18 protein-coding genes and 1 riboswitch are annotated in these 19,811 nt (G+C 31.2%); of the genes, 5 read left to right on the forward strand and 13 right to left on the reverse strand.

Annotated features, from left to right (window positions below; all coding sequences use genetic code 11):
• Positions 1–121 precede the first annotated feature (121 nt).
• The 4 genes from AC1EUV_RS10500 to AC1EUV_RS10515 all read left to right on the forward strand — a co-directional run bounded on the left by AC1EUV_RS10500 (position 122) and on the right by AC1EUV_RS10515 (position 4,819).
• The gene (locus tag AC1EUV_RS10500) at positions 122–1,036 is read left to right on the forward strand and encodes a helix-turn-helix domain-containing protein (RefSeq protein ID WP_480198661.1); all 915 of its coding nucleotides are present in this window, start codon (positions 122–124) and stop codon (positions 1,034–1,036) included.
• Positions 1,037–1,167: 131 nt separating this feature from the next.
• Positions 1,168–2,880, forward strand: a complete 1,713-nt coding sequence (locus AC1EUV_RS10505) for an alpha/beta hydrolase-fold protein (RefSeq protein ID WP_480198662.1) — start codon at positions 1,168–1,170, stop codon at positions 2,878–2,880.
• A gap of 159 nt (positions 2,881–3,039) precedes the next feature.
• Positions 3,040–3,891, forward strand: coding sequence for a helix-turn-helix domain-containing protein (locus AC1EUV_RS10510; protein WP_480198663.1), 852 nt, complete (start codon positions 3,040–3,042; stop codon positions 3,889–3,891).
• A 91-nt stretch (positions 3,892–3,982) separates the two neighbouring features.
• A complete protein-coding gene (locus AC1EUV_RS10515; RefSeq protein WP_480198664.1) occupies positions 3,983–4,819 on the forward strand; it encodes an SDR family oxidoreductase in 837 nt (278 codons plus the stop codon).
• Between the two features lie 139 nt (positions 4,820–4,958).
• Here AC1EUV_RS10515 and AC1EUV_RS10520 read toward each other — a convergent pair whose 3' ends face one another.
• Genes AC1EUV_RS10520 through AC1EUV_RS10560 form a run of 9 tightly spaced genes read right to left on the reverse strand, consistent with a single transcriptional unit; the run spans position 4,959 to position 14,867 of the window.
• Positions 4,959–5,822, reverse strand: a complete 864-nt coding sequence (locus AC1EUV_RS10520; RefSeq protein ID WP_480198665.1) for an alpha/beta fold hydrolase — start codon at positions 5,820–5,822, stop codon at positions 4,959–4,961.
• 7 nt (positions 5,823–5,829) lie between these two features.
• Entirely contained in the window at positions 5,830–7,638 is a 1,809-nt protein-coding gene (locus AC1EUV_RS10525) for an acyl-CoA dehydrogenase family protein (RefSeq protein WP_480198666.1), read from the reverse strand.
• 3 nt (positions 7,639–7,641) lie between these two features.
• Positions 7,642–8,553: a tRNA (adenosine(37)-N6)-dimethylallyltransferase MiaA gene (gene miaA, locus AC1EUV_RS10530; protein WP_480198667.1), complete on the reverse strand. Its 912-nt coding sequence runs from the start codon at positions 8,551–8,553 to the stop codon at positions 7,642–7,644.
• Complete coding sequence (locus AC1EUV_RS10535; protein ID WP_480198668.1) at positions 8,543–9,370, reverse strand: ion transporter; 828 nt, start codon at positions 9,368–9,370, stop codon at positions 8,543–8,545. The genes miaA and AC1EUV_RS10535 overlap by 11 nt, the downstream gene beginning before the upstream one ends.
• 45 nt (positions 9,371–9,415) lie before the next feature.
• A complete protein-coding gene (locus AC1EUV_RS10540) occupies positions 9,416–10,777 on the reverse strand; it encodes an exonuclease domain-containing protein (protein WP_480198669.1) in 1,362 nt (453 codons plus the stop codon).
• Positions 10,778–11,839 carry a M28 family metallopeptidase gene (locus AC1EUV_RS10545; RefSeq protein ID WP_480198670.1) on the reverse strand — a complete coding sequence of 354 codons (1,062 nt, stop codon included), beginning with the start codon at positions 11,837–11,839 and terminating at the stop codon, positions 10,778–10,780.
• 37 nt (positions 11,840–11,876) lie between these two features.
• Positions 11,877–12,674, reverse strand: coding sequence for an ABC transporter ATP-binding protein (locus AC1EUV_RS10550; protein WP_480198671.1), 798 nt, complete (start codon positions 12,672–12,674; stop codon positions 11,877–11,879).
• 2 nt (positions 12,675–12,676) lie between these two features.
• Positions 12,677–13,705 (reverse strand): FecCD family ABC transporter permease, encoded by a 1,029-nt coding sequence (locus AC1EUV_RS10555; protein WP_480198672.1) that lies wholly within the window; start codon positions 13,703–13,705, stop codon positions 12,677–12,679.
• Position 13,706: 1 nt separating this feature from the next.
• Positions 13,707–14,867, reverse strand: coding sequence for an ABC transporter substrate-binding protein (locus AC1EUV_RS10560; protein ID WP_480198673.1), 1,161 nt, complete (start codon positions 14,865–14,867; stop codon positions 13,707–13,709).
• 100 nt (positions 14,868–14,967) lie between these two features.
• A riboswitch (cobalamin riboswitch) is annotated at positions 14,968–15,170 on the forward strand.
• A gap of 90 nt (positions 15,171–15,260) precedes the next feature.
• Between AC1EUV_RS10560 and AC1EUV_RS10565 the strand changes: the two genes are divergently transcribed.
• Entirely contained in the window at positions 15,261–17,213 is a 1,953-nt protein-coding gene (locus AC1EUV_RS10565) for a TonB-dependent receptor plug domain-containing protein (protein WP_480198674.1), read from the forward strand.
• A 55-nt stretch (positions 17,214–17,268) separates the two neighbouring features.
• Here the strand turns inward: AC1EUV_RS10565 and AC1EUV_RS10570 are convergent, their stop codons facing one another.
• From AC1EUV_RS10570 to AC1EUV_RS10585, 4 genes are read right to left on the reverse strand one after another with little or no spacing between them, the layout of a single operon-like run.
• Complete coding sequence (locus tag AC1EUV_RS10570; protein ID WP_480198675.1) at positions 17,269–17,985, reverse strand: Dph6-related ATP pyrophosphatase; 717 nt, start codon at positions 17,983–17,985, stop codon at positions 17,269–17,271.
• A gap of 7 nt (positions 17,986–17,992) precedes the next feature.
• Positions 17,993–18,472, reverse strand: coding sequence for a thioredoxin family protein (locus AC1EUV_RS10575; RefSeq protein ID WP_480198676.1), 480 nt, complete (start codon positions 18,470–18,472; stop codon positions 17,993–17,995).
• 1 nt (position 18,473) lies between these two features.
• The gene (locus tag AC1EUV_RS10580) at positions 18,474–18,899 is read right to left on the reverse strand and encodes a DUF2147 domain-containing protein (RefSeq protein ID WP_480198677.1); all 426 of its coding nucleotides are present in this window, start codon (positions 18,897–18,899) and stop codon (positions 18,474–18,476) included.
• Positions 18,896–19,810, reverse strand: a complete 915-nt coding sequence (locus AC1EUV_RS10585; RefSeq protein ID WP_480198678.1) for a YihY/virulence factor BrkB family protein — start codon at positions 19,808–19,810, stop codon at positions 18,896–18,898. Before AC1EUV_RS10585 ends, AC1EUV_RS10580 begins: the two co-directional genes overlap by 4 nt.
• Position 19,811: the final 1 nt, after the last annotated feature.

The following is a 19,811-nucleotide window of genomic DNA, read 5'->3' on the forward strand; positions in this document are numbered from 1 at the left end:
ACTTCTTATTATAGTTAGTAGTGCAGGACTTTTGTATGGTGTACTCTTTGCTTTTTATTTATTTTTTTTTAAAAAGAAAAAAACGATTACTAATTTTTTATTGGGATTGATTTTGATTTTTATGGCATTTAGGATAGGGAAGTCAGTAATGATGAATTTTGGAGATGAGCTTGAACCTATTTTTATTTTTGCAGGATTAGCCTTTTTATTAATTATTGGTCCTTTATTAAGATGGTATATGTTGGGAATGACACGCCCTAATTTTAAATTGCCCAAAAGTTACTTATTAGAATTAGTCCCGTTTGGTCTAATCTTTATTTCAAGCTTTTTTATTACCAAAGAATGGTTTGATACCAATAACAAAGAAGCAATCGTCTTATTTGCTAGTGTTCTTCTTTTTATTTATTTCCATTTTGCTTTTTATATCTTCTTGTCATGGAGGATTATTAAAAATATAAAACAAGTCTATAATAAAGAAGATCTAACTAAATCACAAAAATCAATATTTCGGTGGTTATATTTATTAATTGTAGGTTTTATTATTATTTGGATTTCTTATGTATTGAATATTTTAGATGACGCCGTGCCATACGTTATTGGCCCAATTGTTTATTCTATTGTTATTTACTTTTTGAGTTATAAAGCTTTTCAGTTAAAAGCTACTGATATAGATGGAGAGGCATTTAAAGCAAATGATAACTCGATATTATTTGATGATATTTCTAGATTAATAATAGATAAAAAATTATATCTAGAATCTGATTTGTCGCTTTCAAAATTAAGTATTATGATAAGTCAAAGCACGCAAAGGACCTCTACTGTTATTAATGAATATGCAAAACGAAACTTTAATGATTTTATTAATTATTATCGAATTCAAGAAGCTAAGAAACTACTCTCTAATAAGGAAAATGAAAAGTTTACAATTTCTTCAATAGCTTTCGATACTGGTTTTAGCAGCTTATCTTCTTTTAATAGTGCCTTTAAAAAATTTGAAGGTACTACACCTTCTTTTTATAAGAAAAGTAAAATTTGAAAGTAATTAAATCATCATTTTCTTGAAACGAAAATTCACAAACTATTAACTTTTTAAACTAGTTAGTTTAAACCGATTAATTATAGTTTCGCTTACTAATAATAAATGCTTTATAACTAAAGATATCAACCATGAAGAAAACAACAATTTTACTAATACTGTTGTTATGTTCTTTTAATAGTGATTTATTTGCTCAAAAATTAGAAGCTAAAAACAGAGTGCTTAAAGAAGACCATATTGTTAAGTCAGAAATAATGAATAAAGACTATCAATTATACATGTCTTTTCCACCTTCTTATACCTCTAAAGACTCAGTTAGTTACCCTGTTTTATATGTTTTAGATGGAAAATATATGTTTTCAATAATTGATGGTACTCGTGTTAATTTAGATTTTGAGAACAAAATAGAAGATGTCATTATTGTTGGTATAGGTTCAGGGCACGATTTGAGCTCTTGGCAAACTAATAGAACTTATGAGTTTACACCATCTGAAGATAAAAATATTAAAAGGTTTAAATCTGGTGGCGCAAAGCAATTTTTAGAATGTATAAAAACTGAAATCATTCCATTTGTAGATAAACATTATAAAACTAATGGTGATAATGGAATTTTAGGACATTCTCTTGGAGGCTTATTTGCAACTTACACTTTTTTGAATGACACAGATACCTTTAATCGATATGCAATAAGTAGCCCTTCACTAATGTGGAAAAATAATGAATTGCTGAATGAAGCAGAAACAATTTTGGCTCAAACTAAAATCTGGGATATTCCGTCTACTAAAGTGTTTATTTCTGCTGGAGGAGATGAAGAGGAAGCTATGACTTCTGGAATGATAAAGCTTTCTGACTTACTAAGAAAGAATAGTGAAAATCTTCAAATTACTACAACTATTTTTGAAAACGAATCACATTTATCTGTAGTTTCTGCGATGATAAGTAGAGCACTTTCTGTTTTATATGAAAAGAACGATAAAACTAATAATTCAGGTTTTGAAGTAACCACTATCACCGATAATGTATATAGTATTGTTTCGCCATCCGTTGGACTGCCTACACGGGAGAATAAAGGTTGGAATTCTAATAGTCATTTTGTAGTTACTGGAAACGGCGTATTGCTTTTTGATACAGGTTCCTCTGAAACTATTGGTAACAAAATTAAAAAAGCCATTAAATCAGTCACAAATCAACCAATTCGTTGGGTTATTAATTCACACAGTCATGCAGATCATTGGTTTGGTAATGCTGCTTTTCCAGATGCTGAAATTATTACGAGCAATAATGCGTTAAAAACAATGAAAGAGCATGGGCAACCATCTTTGGAGTTTTATACTAAAGTGACTAAAGGTGCCATTGGTTCTACACAACTTATGTATCCTACTTCGATATTGACTAAAGTGCAAAAACGAAATTTTGGTGGAGTAGAAGTAGAATTTATAATGTCTAATGACGCACATTCTCCAGGCGATATTTTAATGTGGCTTCCAAAACAGAAAATTATATTTGGAGGGGATGTATTGAGTTCAGATTACATGCCTATGATTACAGGTCATGGAAATATTCCTAATTTAATTGATACCCTAAATCATATAATAAAGCTAAACCCTACTAATGTTTTAACAGGACATGGTAAAGCAACAACAATTAAATCGGTAATACGAGATGTAGATTTATTATCCAACGTTTGGAAACGCGTAAAAGTCAGCTATGCGAATAAGAAAAACTTAGAAGAAACTCTGACAGAAATTAAAGCGAAGTTTGCGCCAAAATATAGCTCGTTATATAAGAATTTTGATTCTGAAGTTCAACGATATGTGAAGCTGATGTATAAATTACAAGAGTAGAGGCTGGTCAAAATTATTTGTACTTTATTGAGTGAAGGTATTTAGTTTGACTCTTAATTTAATTTCAACGAGCTTCGCTTATCAATTGCTAAAATGAATTAAAATTCACATTAGCTTAACGTTGGCAATAATTAAAATCGATTGAGATAATTCATAAGAATGAATCGTGATATAATAGATATAAATGATTATACAATCTTGTTGGAAGTGGCTTCCACTGATAATAATTCAATAGATTCATGTTTTTTTGACGAACCTGTAATAGCTATTGCCTTTTATGGTGCAGGTGATGTTAGACTAAACGTAAAATTTGATAGAAAAGTCAAAGAATTCCATCACACCAAAGGTATGGTGCTATCATTTTATGCAGATAATATGGTAGAGTTTGAACATCATGTTTCCAAACTAAAATCGCTGCAATGTCTGGTAATCGCAACAACAATAAGGAACATAGACAAATTGCCTAATGGTGAAGGACAATTCTTGGAACAATTTCTATATCAATTAATTCACCCTAAAGATCATTATGTTGAAGGCTCAGTATTTAATATGAGCCCAGAAATGTTTCAATTAGTTGAACAGTTCTTTAACAATACCTATGAGGGCGAAATTAAAATGATGTTTTATAAAAGCCATATCACAGCTTTACTTTCTCATTATTTTGGACAATTGGCAAAACAACAACACACAAAACTTGATACTTCGCAAATAGAAAAAATCAATCTAGCCAAAGAAATTTTAATATCAGATTTGGAAAATCCGCCTTCCTTAACAGAGCTTGCCTATAAAATCGGAACTAATACAAATAAACTTAAAACAGAATTTAAAGCGCAGTTTGGCGTACCTGTTTTCAAATACTTACAAAACGAACGGTTAAAAAAAGCTTATAATTTAATAAAGAACGAACGAAAAACTATTCAAGAAGCTGCTTGGGCTGTAGGTTATGATAGTTTAGGTTCTTTCTCTAACGCTTTTGAAAAAAAATTTGGCTATAGACCTAGTCAAGCGTAAAATTCTTTTCGAATAAATCATAATTCTTTTTGAATAAGTCTCTGGTTCACAGCTACAATAGATTTGTATCATAATTCAAAAAACAAAAATTATGAAATCTAACATTTTAGTTATTGGTGGAACTGGTAAGACTGGTCGCCGAGTAGTTGAACAATTGCAAAACAAAGGAATTGAACCAAGAGTTGGCTCAAGAAATGCATCACCAAGCTTTGATTGGGATAATAAAGATACGTGGATCACTGCTTTAGAAGGTATAGAAAAAATGTATGTCACTTATTATCCTGACCTGGCTGTTCCAGGAGCCAAAGAAGCCATTCAGAGTTTAACCTATTTAGCAAAAGAATTAGGTGTAAAAAAAATGGTTTTACTTTCTGGAAAAGGTGAAACTGAAGCTGAAGCCTGTGAAAAAATTGTAATGGATTCTAGCATAAATTACACCATTGTTCGAGCCTCGTGGTTTAACCAAAATTGGAGCGAAAGTTTCTTTTTAGACCCTATTCTTTCAGGAGAAGTTGCATTACCAATGTCTGATATTTTAATTCCATTTGTAGATGCAGATGATATTGCAGAAGTAGCAACAACTGTATTACTGGATGATACTTATAATGGTGAAATTATTGAGATGACTGGTCCAGAATTAATCACGTTTAAAGATATTGTGAATATCATTTCAAGAACTAGTAAAAGAAATTTGAATTTTTATGATATCACGCTAGAGCAGTATATCGATGGCATGAAACAAATGCAAATACCTAATGATGTTGTGTGGTTAATTCAGTATTTATTTAGTCATGTTTTAACCAACCCAAAAAATCAACTGGTAGTTAAAGATATTGAACGAGTTTTAGGAAGAAAGGCTAAAACATTTCAAGAATATGCACAAGAAACTGCTGAAACTGGGATTTGGAGTCAAATTGAAGTCCAATAACTATTGCCAACAACATGTATAAGTAATAGCGATTTGAATCTTAATTCAAGTCGCTATTCTTTTTTTATTTTGTAATATACTTTCCAAAAAGTATAGTATATAAGCTCGCAACTAACCATACACAAACCGATAAGCGATTCTACTTTTTTAAAGCTTTAAAAATCAGCTCTAACCATTCTTTAGGAGTTTCTAACATAGGAAAATGACCAGACTTTTCTAGAAAGTGTAATTCACTATCTAGTATTTCACTATGTAGTTTTTGAGCAATAGCTTTTATGGCAATAGGATCTTCAGTGGTCCATACAATTTTTATGGGTAATACAGTTTGTTTTAATGCTCCAACCCATCTGTTCCAATACAGATAGCGTTCATTAATATATTGGGTTTGTTTTGGTAACACTTTCCTACCATTATTTCCTAAAAGTAAATGCCACATTTCTTTTAGTTCTTCAATAGAGACTTTAGAGGAGTCATACCAAATATTCTTCATATTTCGAACAAATGTTCTTTGACTAGATAATTGAGCTACAATTGGTCCAAATGTTTTGTGTTTTAATAGCTTTTGTATAAAACGCAATTTTGCTAACTCAATATGCACACTACCATTACAAAGAATAACTGATTCTATTTTTAAATTAATGGTACTATTTTGAGAAAGTGCGAGTATTTCTGTGGCTACACTAGTTCCATAATCATGAGCTAAAATAGTAGTATTCTTAATTCCTAATTGTTCCCAAAGTTTTAAAGCGACTTCTGCTTGTTCAATTAAGGAATACGAATAATCTAGTGGCTTATCTGAATGCCCGAATCCTGGATGATCATGAATAATTACTCGAAATTTTTCTGATAATTGATCTAATACTTTATAATAATCATATGATGACGTAGGATAGCCATGTAATATAACGAGTGTTTCTTTAGCAGAACCTTTATCAATAACAAAAACCTGTTTGTTTAAAACAGTATGGTACTCTCCTAAAGATTTCCACTGTTTGATATTCATAAACTATTTAAAATGTTTCAGAAGTTGCTTTAATAGTCAATTCTTCATCATTCATAAGTATGTTGGCTAAACTTTTCGTTTTGGTCATTTCGTAGGTATAGAAAAATTTCATGGTATGAATTTTACTTTCATAAAACCCATGACCTTGATCTCCACCACCATTAATAAGAATTTCTTGTGCTAAAACAGCAGCTTTTAACCATTGCCATCCGATGACAATCGTACTAAAGAACTCCATAAAAATGCTGGCATCCGCTAAATAACGTTCATAATTTCCTTTTAAAGCATGTGGCATTAATACACCAATAATTTTTTGTGTTAATCCTAAATTTTCTAATAGAGTAGTTGCATATGCTTGTAATTCATCATGCCTACTTGCGGTATTTATTGTGGTTTGAATTTCTTCTGCCAATAATTTTAAAGCTTTACCATTTTGTATAGTAATCTTTCTACCCAATAGATCTAAAGATTGTATACCTGTAGTGCCTTCATAAATAGAAATGATACGAATATCTCTAGAAAACTGTTGTGGCATAAAATCCATACAGAAACCATAGCCACCTAAAACCTGTACTGCATTATTACATGCCTCTATGCCTTTCTCTGCAGGATATGTTTTAGCAATTGGTGTTAATAATTCTAATAACAGATTGTACTTCTCCTTTTCTTCTTCTGATCTGCTTGTTATTTCTTTATCAAGATAATTAGCTGTTTCAACTATTAAACTCATTGAGCCTTCAACAATAGCTTTTTGAGTTAACAACATACGCTTTACATCCGGATGATTAATTATTAATGTTTGTTCTTCATTAATGTTCTTTTGACCGGTACTATTCAGTTTTCTTCCCTGAGGGCGCTCCTTAGCATAATTTAAAGATGAATAGTAGGCAGCTGCTGCTATACCAGCACCCATTCTGCCAGTAGCCACGCGTGCTTCATTCATCATCTGAAACATATACGATAAGCCTTTATTGGCTTCGCCAACTAACCAACCTCTAGCACCATTATTATCACCAAATACTATATGCGTTGTACAATATCCTCTTTGACCTAGTTTTTCGAATTCTCCAGCCACAGCTACATCATTCGATTCTAAATCTCCATTTGCTAATGGTCTATATTTTGGCACCACAAATAATGAAACCCCTTTTATTCCTGCAGGCGCATCATCTATACGAGCTAGAACTAAGTGCACAAAGTTTTCTGCAAATTGATGATCACCAGCTGAGATAAATATTTTTTGACCTTTTATCAGATAATAATCTTCGGTAGTTGGAGTGGCTGAAGTAACTACATCTGAAAGTGAGCTACCAGCCTGAGGTTCTGTCAAACACATGGTACCTCCCCAAGTAAGGTCTAACATTTTTGGCACATACGCATCTTTTAAATACTGGTTGCCAAATGATACAATAAGATTTGCAGAACCAGCAGTAAGACCTAAATAACCTGTTACATGATTATTGGCTGCTTCCATAATTAAATAGGCTGCATGAAAAATGCTAGATGGCATTTGTAAACCTCCATCTTCAAAGCTAAATAGACTACTTATTAAGCCCATTTCTCCAGCTTTTTTGAAAATTTCTTCAAATTGAGGATGAATAATGATATTACCATTATCAAAACAAGCTGGCATTTCATCCATTTCTTTAATGAATGGAAATAAGGAATTGTCAGAAAATGTTTTAACCGAATCTATAAATATATCTATTGAAGTCTTATCATATTCACTAAAACGATCAGTTGTAAGTAAATTTTGAATTTTATGTACGTCATATAATAAGAACTTTAGTGTATCTATATCTATGTACTCATTCATTTATCAACTTTTTAAGATACTATCAATATAGTCAATTATTTGTTCTTTGTTGTCTTCATAATCAAACCATCTAATTTCAGTATCTTTTCTGAACCAAGTACCTTGCCGTTTAGCAAACCTTCGCGTATTCTTTTTAATTTCTGATACTGCAAAATCTAAATCCCAAATATTATCTAAGTAATTAAATAATTCTTTGTAACCAACTGTTTGTAAGGAGTTTAATTCTTTGTGTTTATGTAATTCTTTTGCTTCTTCTAATAGACCTTCATCCATCATTAAGTCAACACGTTGATTAATTCGATCATATACAATTTCTCGATCGGCAGTAAGTCCTATTTTTATAAAATTAAAGTTTCTTTTTGATTGCTTGTCTGTTAAAAAAAAAGAGTAAGGTCTACCAGTACCGATACAAATCTCTAAAGCACGAATGATACGCTGATGATTTTCAATATCTATTTTTTCAAAGGTTTTTTTGTCTAGTTCTTTAAGTTGATTTTGTAAAGACGCTATTCCTTCTTTTTCTAATCTATTCTTTAAAGTTTTTCTAATATTGGAACCTACTTTAGGAAAATCATCTAATCCTTTTAAAACAGCATCAACATATAATCCGCTACCACCAACCATAACAACTATATTGTGTTTTTGAAAAAGCTCTTCCAGTTTATTGATAGCATCCTTCTCAAAATGACCAACACTATAATCATCAAAAATTGATCGATCTTGTATAAAGTGATGAGGTACATGACTTAATTCTTCTTTGCTGGGTACTGCTGTGCCAATAGACATTTCTTTATAAAACTGGCGAGAATCGCACGATAAGATTTGAGTATTAAAATGTCTGGCAATTTCTATACTCAACGAAGTTTTGCCTATTGCTGTAGGGCCTATAATTGTAATTAGATATTTATTCTTCATTTAGAATATGGCCACATTTATAGCAAAATTCGGCATTATCTTTATGCCTACCTGCACTACAGCTAGGACAACTCTGTGTGTTCGTATCTACTTCTTTATTACGTGAGTACTCTGCGGTTACAATACCGGTTGGTATAGCTATGATGCCATAACCTAAAATCATGATAAAAGCTGCTATAAATTGCCCAAATGCGGTAACCGGTGCAATATCTCCATAACCAACAGTGGTTAAGGTTACAATAGCCCAATAAACACTGCGTGGAATACTGGTAAAACCACCATCTTTACCACCTTCTATGAGGTACATTATAGTACCTAAAATGATACAAAGTATAACCACAAAAAATAAAAACACAAATATTTTGGCTCGGCTGGCCCTAAGAGCAACCAGCAATCTATTGGATTCGCCTACATACCTAGCCAGTTTTAGTATTCTAAAAACCCTTAAAAGCCTTAGAGCCCTTAATGCAGCTAATGCATGTGTACCAACAAATAATAATGAGAGGTATTTGGGTATTGTCGATAGTAAATCAATTATTCCGTAAAAACTAAATATATATTTAGATGGTCGTTTAACTGCAACTATTCGTGCAATATATTCAATTGTAAAAAGAATAGTAATTACCCATTCAGCACCATTCAAAAAGTTATGGTACTTATTATCAAATTCATCAACAGTTTCTAACATTACAAATACAATACTAGCTAGAATAGCTATTAATAAAATAACATCAAAGAGTTTACCAGCTGGAGTATCTGCTTCGTAGATAATTTCATGGAGTTTAGAACGCCAATTCGGTTTATTGTCTTTTGTCAATGTGTAGAATTAATTTTTTCTAAAGTTATTAAACTCTTTTGAGTTTTAATAATTTATAATTTTTAGTTTTTTATTTTTTCGCAAATAGGTTTTTATAATATGATGCACATCTCTATTATCTTCCATAGGTGTAACCAATGACCTTAAAATATCAATATTATTAATTTGAAAGTTTAAATTAAAATAGCAAATGCCTTTAAAAACACCATTGTCAATTAAAATAGCACTACGTTCATCTACCTCTCGACCTCTATCTATTATAACAAAACTTTTATTTTCAAAGCTGTTTTTTGTTATTACTTCTTGCACTCTGTTATTATAGTCTTCAGTCGACTCTTCTTTAATACATGCTCCATTACACAAATTTATGGTGTAATTAAAACAATTACTTTTAGAAGGATATATGCCAACTAGTTTTTGACAAAGTTCATGTTTTTCGATTGAATTATATAAGAAACTCTTAGCACTTTGTCTATTAGTAAAAGTGGTTATTGGGTTTTTTCTATAACCTACTTTATCAACAGTTAAATTAGTATATCCGTTTTCATCTGTAAAATTATACAATGCATGTGTAAAAATAGTTCTACGTAAGGCTCTATTAAAAACAGGTTTATTATGCTTTATTTCTTCACTTTCCTTTAATAAGGCTACCAATTCACTACCTGTAGTTTCGAAGGTGACAGCAGCAACTTGCAGTTGTATTTTTTTTGATTTATGCGTAGTACTGGTAAAATGCTGATTAATACGTTTACGAATGTTTTTACTCTTGCCAATATAAATAATATCACCATTGGCTTTATGGATGTAATAAATACCTGTAACGGCTGGTAATTCTTCTAGAATTCGCAAAAGTTTTGAATCCAGTTGATTTTTAGGGATGTCTCTAACCGTTTGTGTAAGGATGGTTTTCTGAACATCTTTATCTAATAGCAATTGAAATAACTTAGTAGTGGCAATGGCATCACCATTGGCACGATGTCTATCTGCTACTGGTATTCCTAAAGTTCTACATAATTTTCCTAAACTATATGATTCTAAGTCAGGAATTAGTTTTTTACTCAGCTCAACTGTACAAAGGGTTTGTCTTTCAAATTCAAAACCCAAACGTCTGAATTCTGTCCGTAAAATGCGATAATCAAAATTAGCATTATGAGCAACTACTATACAATCTTTGGTGATTTCTACAATGCGTTTAGCAACTTCATAAAACTTGGGAGCGTTTCTAAGCATATTATTATCGATCCCGGTAAGATTAACCACAAACGGTTGAATCTTACGCTCGGGATTCACAAGACTTATAAAAGTATCTATAACACGATGCCCATCAAATTTGTGGATAGCTATCTCAGTAATGCCTTCTTCATTATACTTTCCACCAGTGGTTTCTATGTCTAGAATAGCATACAATTAATTTTTATCGACTACTATGCGCTTATCTCTATTAGCAATTTCCCAAGCGGTATAAAAGACCAATTTTGTACGTTTTTGTAATAGGTCATATCGAATTTTATCTGCAGTGTCCGTTGGTTTATGATAATCTTTATGTACTCCGTTAAAGTAGAAAATAATTGGAATATTATTCTTTGCAAAATTATAGTGGTCTGATCTGTAATAAAATCTATTCGGATCATTTTCATAGTTATAGGTATAATCTAAATCAAGATTTACATATTTTTTATTCATTTCTTCAGATAAATTATGTAGTTCAGAGCTTAACTTATCTGCACCAATTAAGTACACAAATTCAGGATTTTCAGCATGCTGTTTATCAAAACGACCAATCATATCAATGTTAAGGTTTGCTACTGTTCCATCAAGAGAGAAGGTTGGATTCTCAGTATAATATCTAGAACCGAATAAGCCTTCTTCTTCACCAGTTACATTTAAAAATACAATTGAACGCTTTGGTCCATGACCAGCATCTAAAGCTTTTTTAAAGGCTTCAGCAATTTCTAACACTGCTGATGTTCCAGAAGCATCATCATCTGCACCATTATATATTTTATCACCTTTTACACCAATATGATCGTAGTGACTCGAGATCACAATATATTCATCAGGTTTTTCAGAGCCCTTTATAAAAGCTATTACATTTTCTGAAGCATCTTTAGATTGACCTCTAAAGTATTCTTTTGCAATTGGTTGTAGATAATCTCCATTATCATTGGCGGCTTTTATATCATGCGATTTGTAATAACTTACTAAATACTCGGCAGCCATTTTTTGCCCTTTTTCACCGGTTCTTCTACCTTCAAATTCATCTGAAGCCAACTTGTATACCAACGTTTTTAAATCGTCTTGGGTAATTGTATTTGCATATTTTGTTGCTAAATCTACTTTTGATGTAACGGTGGACTGACTTTGAGTTGTACTAGAAGCATCGTTACTTGTCGTTGTTTGTGAATTCGTTTTTGTTGAGCCACAAGAAATAAAAATAATAATTGAAATAAAGGAAATTATATGTTTCATGAGTTGTTTATTTTACTAAAAAACCAAAAGTAAAAAATTACTCGTGATTAATAATGAATTGTTTTGATTTTGAATCAAATTTAACTAATTGAGAATCGAATAAACTTGAAACTTTGTCACTGATAATTAATTTTTGTGTTTGACCACTTATAAATGAAGTTTCATTCATTAACCATAACTCATCAGAGAGTTGTAAGGCTAATTGCACTTCGTGTGTAGAAATGATGACTGTTTTATTAAATTTTGCCACCAATGTTTTAAGTAGATTAAATACTTCAATTTTATGATGAATGTCTAAATGGGCGGTTGGTTCATCAAGAATAATAATTTCTGTATTTTGAGCTAGTGCTCTGGCTATCATTACTTTTTGTAATTGTCCATCACTTAGTTCGTCACATTTTTTAGTGGCTAACTTCTCTATATTGGTGTTTTTAATAGCGTTATCAATATGTTTTTTATCCGTTTCGGTTAGTGTGCCTATCCAGTTGGTGTAAGGTTGCCTGCCCAAAGCAATCAATTCGTAAACAGTTAAGTTACTTTCTGGAATACGCTCTGTTAATACTAGGCTTATTTGTTGTGATAATGCTTTCGCGGAAGTTTGCTTTAAATTTCTTCCATTAAGTGTAATTTCTCCTGATAATTCATTCTGTACTTTAGATAAAGTTCGTAACAACGTAGATTTGCCAACACCATTTTTGCCTAATAAGCTTACAAGCTTTCCTTTTTCTAAATCTATATTAATATTAGATGCTATGACAAGTTGCTCTCTCTTTGATTTATAACCAATCGATAAATTTTTAGTTTTCAGAATGATATGTTTCTTAACTTCAGTCAAACTTAAAAATGAATTTTGCGTTTTCTAATTAATAGCCAAATTACAATTGGCGCTCCAAAAATTGAAGTTATTGCATTAATTGGTAATGTGTATTCACTAGTTGGTAACTGAGCAATAGTATCGGCAATTAGCATAGCAATAGCACCAATAATTGCAACAGCAGGTATTAAAATTTTATGATTTGAAGTTTTAAAAACCAATTTAGTTATATGTGGTATTGCTAAGCCTACAAAAGCAATTGGTCCAGAAAAGGCTGTGATAATTCCTGTTAACAATCCAGTTGCTATCAAAGTAATATTTCTGGTTTTTTTTAAATTAATACCCAAGCTTTGTGCATAATTTTCACCTAATAGCAAACTGTTAAGTGGTTTTATAATCGTTATTACCATACCAATAGCAAAAAGGAATACAACAAATAATAGTAACAATTCTGCCCAAGATAAATTACCTAGATTTCCGAACCCCCAAAAAATGTATTGTTGTAAAAGTTCTGCACTGCTAAAATAACTCAAAATACTAATTACTGCTGCCGTTAAACTACCAAACATTAAACCTATAATCAATATAGACATGGTATTTTTTAACTTTCTAGCCACAATCATAACAGCAGAAAGTACTAAGAATGCTCCTAAACTTGCAGCCAGTGCTATTCCGAAATTTGAAAAGGCTAATGAAGCTAAACTTCCACCCAATAATGATGTTCCTAAAATTAAAATCGCTACACCTAGGCTAGCTCCAGAACTAATACCCAGTACAAACGGGCCTGCTAGCGGATTTCTAAAAAGAGTTTGCATTAATAGACCACTAATTGACAAGCCTGAGCCCACCAAAATAGCTGTAAATGATTTTGGTAAGCGGTAGTTAGTAATAATGTAACTCCAAGATTCTTTTGTTTCTCCACCAAATAAGCCACTGTAAATTGATTTCAATGGTATCGAAACAGAGCCCAAGCTAATATTAATAAGCCAACAAAGTATTAGGCTTAATAGTAGTACTATAAATGTAAGATTGTATGTTTTTGTCTTACTCAATTTAATCTTGTAGCTTTTCTAAAAAATAAGGTTGATAATCTGGTAACAATTCAGGATGAGCAACTTTTATAATATCTTTTAAAACAATATGTGGCTGAATTGGAGCAAGTTCAAAATAAATAACACCACCATTTTCACCTTTTTTTAATCCGTAGGTGTAGATATTTTTATTTTTAAAAGCACCGAATTGATCATAATGCTGATTTGCTTGTTGCATTTGGCTATAGCTGGTAAATTGCCCTGGATCTATCCAAATATCGGCATGTTGCGCTTTTTCGAACACAGACTCAAAATTTAAAGATAGGCTTCCTTTACCTTTACTATCATACCACATATATGTGGTGTTAGCATCTTTTAAATACTGAGCTACAAAACTATCGCCAGCAGGCACATTCCAGACTTCATTAAATTGTATACCAGATAGTATAGTAGGCTTATTAGTGGCTTTTTTAGTGATTTCTTTTGCTTCATAGTATTCTTCTTCTATATGATTAAAAATGCTGTCTGCTTCTTTTTCTTTATTGAATAAAACACCAAAGAACTTTATCCATTCAGCTCTTCCAAGAGGTGTTTCTTCTAGCCAATCACCATTCAATAAAACGGGAATCCCTGCTTTTTCTATGTTAGCAAACATTTTATTATTACTACTCAAAGCAAAACCAATCACAGCTTGCGGATCTAGTTCTAATAAAACTTCCGTATTAATACTTTGTTCTTTACCAAGTTCAGTAATAGCGCCTTTTTTAATGAGTTCATTGGTCCTTTTGGAAGAAATGTAGTTGAGGTTTGGGAAACCTACCAAACTGGTTTCTTCTTCTAACAATTCTAACATTGGTATATGTGTGGTTGAAGTAACTACTACTTTTTCTAAAGGAGTATTGATGATTTTTTGAATAGGTATTTTAATCTCTAATTCGCTATCCGTAACTTCTTTTACTACTTTATTTTCTGTTAAAATATAAAACTCTTGGGCCTCTTTTGCATTAGGATAGGGTGATTTAATAATTAGTTTTATGTAATTATTAAAATACTGAATATCAAACCCTTTAGCATGTTTTATTAAAGTTTTTTGTTGAGTTTTTATTATTTCTTTTTTTTCTTGTTTACATGAAAAAATCAGAAAAATAGCAAGGAAAAGGAGAAGGATTTTTTGATGCTTCATTTAAAAATGATTTTGACAAAAGTATCAATTTTGTTTAACACCTTTTTCAAAAGCATTCAACAAAATCTAAAATTTATATGGTGGCTATATTTTAATGATATACATTTGCCACGATTTTGGTTTTGAATCCGCGAAAGCGTGTTCAAATTAAAAGGGAATCAGGTTTAATGCCTGAGCTGTCCCCGCAACTGTAAGCTAAATTCACTTTGTGAATGTTTGTTAATAGTTCAACCACTGTTCTAATGAATGGGAAGGAATTAACAAGACGCGAGCCAGGAGACCTGCCAAAACAATATTAATCATCGCTTTCGGAGGAAAAGTATAGGTTTATGATATCACATCATACCCCAACTTTCTTACTGATAGCCCATATTCATTTAAAAAATTTAAACAATGAAAAAAAGGTTATTGTATATAGGAGCTTTACTAACCACAGTTTTAGTAAATGCCCAACAAAAACAGGATTCAACAAAAGTTGTACAATTAGAAGAAGTAGTAGTAGTATCTGATTCTCGATTTCCACTAAAGCGAGAAAATTCAGGTAAAACAATTATTAAAATTTCGCCAGAAGAAATTGAAAGAAATCAAGGTCGTACTGTAGCCGATATTATTAATACAAAGTCAGGAATTACTATTAATGGTAGTTTAGGCAATGCAGGTCAAAATTTAAGCACGTTTTTTCGTGGTGGCCAAAATAGACAAGTATTAGTTCTAATTGATGGGGTAGCTGTAAGCGACCCTTCGCAAATTGAGAATAATTATGATTTACAATTGCTGGCATTAGACCAAATTGAATCAATAGAAATTTTAAAAGGAGCGTCTAGCGCACTTTATGGTAATAGAGCCTCTACAGCAATTATAAATATTACCTTAAAGAAGGCTTCTAAAGATAGAATTAAAGCTAGTCTTGGTACATATATTGCTACAAACAACTCCCAAGACGACTCTCGAATTGATATAACAGATTTTACGCATGTATTAGGCGTAAATGGAACTCTTGGTAAATTCAGTTACTTGACTAATTTTAGTACTAAAAATACAAATGGTTTATCGGCTGCTAATACACCAAATAGCGATGTTAAAAATGATAGTGATAGATTTTCTAAAATAACTACAAATGTTAAGTTAGGATATGAATTTTCGAAGAAATTTGATATTACTTTTTTCGGAAATTATGATAAGTATACCTCAGAATTTGATGATGGTTTTTCTTTTGTAGATCAAGATAATAGCTCAGAAAATGAACAATATCGTTTTGGGCTAGGGGCGAATTATAATTATAGCAATGGAAGTATACATGTTAATGCCGCTATAAATAATATAGATAGAGAATTTGAATTTGAATTTTTTACAGGCTCTATTTCAGAAGGAAAATCATATGTTTTAGATTTATACAATAAATACAAATTCAACAATCAGTTATATAGCATTATAGGTGTAAACTATATTGATAATGAAATAAATACATTTAGCGTACCTTTTGGTGAAACTAATTTTGCACCAGCTATTACAGCAAATAATGCAAATGACCAAATAATTGATCCTTATGTTAATATCACATATTTATCAGGTTTCGGATTAAATCTTAACGCTGGAATACGTTTAAATAACCATAGTGAATATGGAAGCCATGTTGTTTACAATATAAACCCATCATATGTATTTAAATTCGACGAAGCTAATAATTTAAAAGTACTATCCTCTTATAGTACTGCCTATATTACACCGTCACTTTTTCAATTGTTTTCTCCTAGCTTTGGTAACACAAATTTAGAGGCTCAAGAAGATACCACTATAGAGGCAGGTTTGGTTTTGAGTTTAGGGAATAACTTTAGTTTGAGTACGGTATACTTTAATAGGGATCAAGAGAATATTATAGAGTTTGTAACTTTAGATTTTGACACTTTTGAATCTGAATACCAAAATGGTTTGGGGGAATTTAAAGTTAATGGAGTCGAGGTAGAGCTGGAGTCTAAATTAGCTGAAAAATTAAATTTTAATGCAAACTATACTTTTACTGAACGAAAAGATGGGGTTATTTTTCGTGCTCCAAAGCATAAAGCAAATGCTACCTTAGACTACGCTATTAATGATAATAGTTATATATCATTACATTATCAATATACCGGCGTACGTACAGCTACAGCTTTTAATGCAGATTTTACCGAGCGTTTGACATTAGATGATTATAGTTTGGTAAACCTGAATTTTAACCATACCATTATTAAGGATAAATTGAAGTTGTATAGTTCAATATTCAACATTTTCAACGAAGATTATCAAGAGGTTTATGGTTTTTCTACATTGGGTAGAAACTATAGATTAGGATTGAAGTTTGATTTTTAATTGTAAAATGATTTAATTTATAATAGCCTGTTAAATATTAGTTTAACAGGCTATTCTATTTAGGTATTAGGTCACAGTACCAAACACCATACTTTTCTCTTTTGTTAGCTGAAGAATCAGATTTAGGAGCATCATATTCACGATAGACTTTTTCACCTATACTAAAGTCAATAGCTTTTTTGAATATTGGCCCGTCAAAACAAAATGTATGAAATTCTCCATTCTCTCCACAAGGATCAACTTCAGGTGGTAAATTGTCAATAAAATGTTGATCTATAGTTGTGCCTACAAAATCTTTGTCAAAGTATTTTGAACTGGCACTAACTACAATTGTTTTAAAACCTACATCTAAAAACTTTTTAATAAGCTCTGCAGTATCTTTTTTCCAAATTGGAAATACAGCTTTAATCCCCTGTAATTGTAATTGTTTTTCACGGTATGAACGTAAATCTTCTAAAAATATATCACCAAATGCAGCATGTGTAAACCCTTTATTTTTTAGTTTTAAAACAGCTTTTAGCATTATATTCTCATAAATTTCCATGCTTGGCATTTCGGGTAATTCTATAAGGCTCGATTTAATATTTATGGCATTTGTCTGTTCAACTAGTAACTCTTTGCGTAATCCATGCATAGAAACGCGGTTGAAATGTGAGTTAATGGTAGTAACCAACTCATCAACTTGGTATGATTTATTTTTTAATAATTGAAATAGCGCAAGCGAAGAATCCTTACCGGAACTCCAATTAAAAAAGGTTTTGTGCTTATTCAAGATAAACTTATTTCTTTAGTTTATTCTTTATGGCGGTATTTATAAGATTGTAATGTTTACTAGTATCGTGCAGATAATTATAGCTTTCTATCATACCCATTTTCTTGCCATTTACATTAGTCAGAACTACTGTGGGAATGACTTTTTGCCCATATTTATCACTTAGTCCTTGGTTATTGTCTTTTTGCAATTTTGAAATCAAATCTCGCCTTCTGGGCATATTTATTCTTAGCAAGATTAAATTTTTGTCAGCTAATTTTTTAAATTTCTCGGTATAAAAGAAATCTTCATTTAATTTTTTACTAGCTGCGCTATCATCAGAACTTGTAAAGTAGATCAATATTAATTTATTGTCTTTTTTAGCCAAAGTTTGCGCTTGCTCAAAGTCAGATTGCCAATTAAGATCAAATCCTTTTTTCTGGGCATAAATCTGCGAGCCTATTAATAGCGCTATAATAATTACTATAATATTTATTCTTTTCATCATCTTAACCTTCAACTTTATACCAATATTCTGTTCTACCAATTAATGAAATACCAATATAACCTCTCAGTTTCAATTTATTTTTATTCTCTAAAGTTATATAGCATTTATAATACTTTCCGTTTTTAGGATCTAATATTTTTCCACCATTCCATTCGTCACCATCTTTTTTTAATCCGTTAAGAATAACTAATCCTACTATAGGCTTGTCTTTATTCTTTCCTTTACAATTAACGCAAGTTTTATCTTTATCAGCTTCGTTTAATATGCTTAAAATCTTAGCAAATGCTTTACCGTCTTTTTTATAGACTTCTATTATAGATTCTTCTTTACCAGTTTCTGAATCTACAGATTTCCATTTTCCGAAGATTGATTGTGCTTGCGTAGAAATAACTCCTAACAATAATAAAAAAACTAAAAATCGTTTCATTTACATCTTTTCTTTAATCTAATCATAGCGGCGTTCAACTCAAACCCTAATAAAAGGATTATTGAATTTAACCATATAAACAGCATTAAAATTAACAAGGTTCCTATAGAACCATAGAGTTCATTATACTGTGCAAATCGCTTAACATATATTGCAAATATTCTAAAGTTAATTACGATTAGAATAGTTGTTAAAATGGCACCGGGTGAAAAGAAAGAGATTTTTTTACCTTCTTTAGTTCCCAAATAATAAAACATAGCTACTGTTATAAATATCATTAAAAATATAATAATGTATCTACCAGTTTGTATCCAAAAAAGATCATCAGATACATAGCCTTGCTTCATTAAGTTGCCTACAGCAATTTCAAAATAAATAATAACTCCAACTGTTAGAAACAATAATAATGCCAATATAAGTGATACTACTAGTGATACTAAGTATTGCTTTATAATAGATCTGGTTTGCAATTTATGATATGTGTATTCAAATCCGCCAAAGAGTGAATTAATGCCATTTGTCATTAAGAACATTGAGAGAATAAAACCAAAAGATAATAATCCACCATATCTATTCTTTGCAATATCAGCTAGTACGGTATCTACGGCATCATATGTTTTTGGAGGCAATGCTTGATTGACAAACTCCATAAAGATTTGATCAAAATTTTCAATAGGAACGTACGGAATTAAGGTCAATACAAATAAAGCAAATGGGAATAATGCCATAAAAAAACTAAAAGCCACGGCACCAGCTCTTGAAGTAAGTGCACCTTGAACAATACCAATTACATACATTTCTAGAACATCATATAAAGACATACCTTCTAAGCCAGGTACTTTGATTTTTTTAAAAACCTTTACAAACCAGCTTATTACAGGAATCTTCAATAGACGTTCTTCGGGAGTCATG

Source organism: Maritimimonas sp. 2304DJ26-3, assembly GCF_056591635.1.

What these genes read in the sequence shown, in the direction of transcription:
- AC1EUV_RS10500 (WP_480198661.1), top strand. Translation starts at nt 122, where the DNA reads ATGGCATTTAGGATAGGGAAGTCAGTAATGATGAATTTTGGAGATGAG.
- AC1EUV_RS10505 (WP_480198662.1), top strand. Translation starts at nt 1,168, where the DNA reads ATGAAGAAAACAACAATTTTACTAATACTGTTGTTATGTTCTTTTAAT.
- AC1EUV_RS10520 (WP_480198665.1), bottom strand. Translation starts at nt 5,822, where the DNA reads ATGAATATCAAACAGTGGAAATCTTTAGGAGAGTACCATACTGTTTTA.
- AC1EUV_RS10580 (WP_480198677.1), bottom strand. Translation starts at nt 18,899, where the DNA reads ATGAAACGATTTTTAGTTTTTTTATTATTGTTAGGAGTTATTTCTACG.
- miaA (WP_480198667.1), bottom strand. Translation starts at nt 8,553, where the DNA reads ATGAAGAATAAATATCTAATTACAATTATAGGCCCTACAGCAATAGGC.
- AC1EUV_RS10515 (WP_480198664.1), top strand. Translation starts at nt 3,983, where the DNA reads ATGAAATCTAACATTTTAGTTATTGGTGGAACTGGTAAGACTGGTCGC.
- AC1EUV_RS10585 (WP_480198678.1), bottom strand. Translation starts at nt 19,810, where the DNA reads ATGACTCCCGAAGAACGTCTATTGAAGATTCCTGTAATAAGCTGGTTT.
- AC1EUV_RS10525 (WP_480198666.1), bottom strand. Translation starts at nt 7,638, where the DNA reads ATGAATGAGTACATAGATATAGATACACTAAAGTTCTTATTATATGAC.
- AC1EUV_RS10510 (WP_480198663.1), top strand. Translation starts at nt 3,040, where the DNA reads ATGAATCGTGATATAATAGATATAAATGATTATACAATCTTGTTGGAA.
- AC1EUV_RS10560 (WP_480198673.1), bottom strand. Translation starts at nt 14,867, where the DNA reads ATGAAGCATCAAAAAATCCTTCTCCTTTTCCTTGCTATTTTTCTGATT.
- AC1EUV_RS10575 (WP_480198676.1), bottom strand. Translation starts at nt 18,472, where the DNA reads ATGATGAAAAGAATAAATATTATAGTAATTATTATAGCGCTATTAATA.
- AC1EUV_RS10565 (WP_480198674.1), top strand. Translation starts at nt 15,261, where the DNA reads ATGAAAAAAAGGTTATTGTATATAGGAGCTTTACTAACCACAGTTTTA.
- AC1EUV_RS10545 (WP_480198670.1), bottom strand. Translation starts at nt 11,839, where the DNA reads ATGAAACATATAATTTCCTTTATTTCAATTATTATTTTTATTTCTTGT.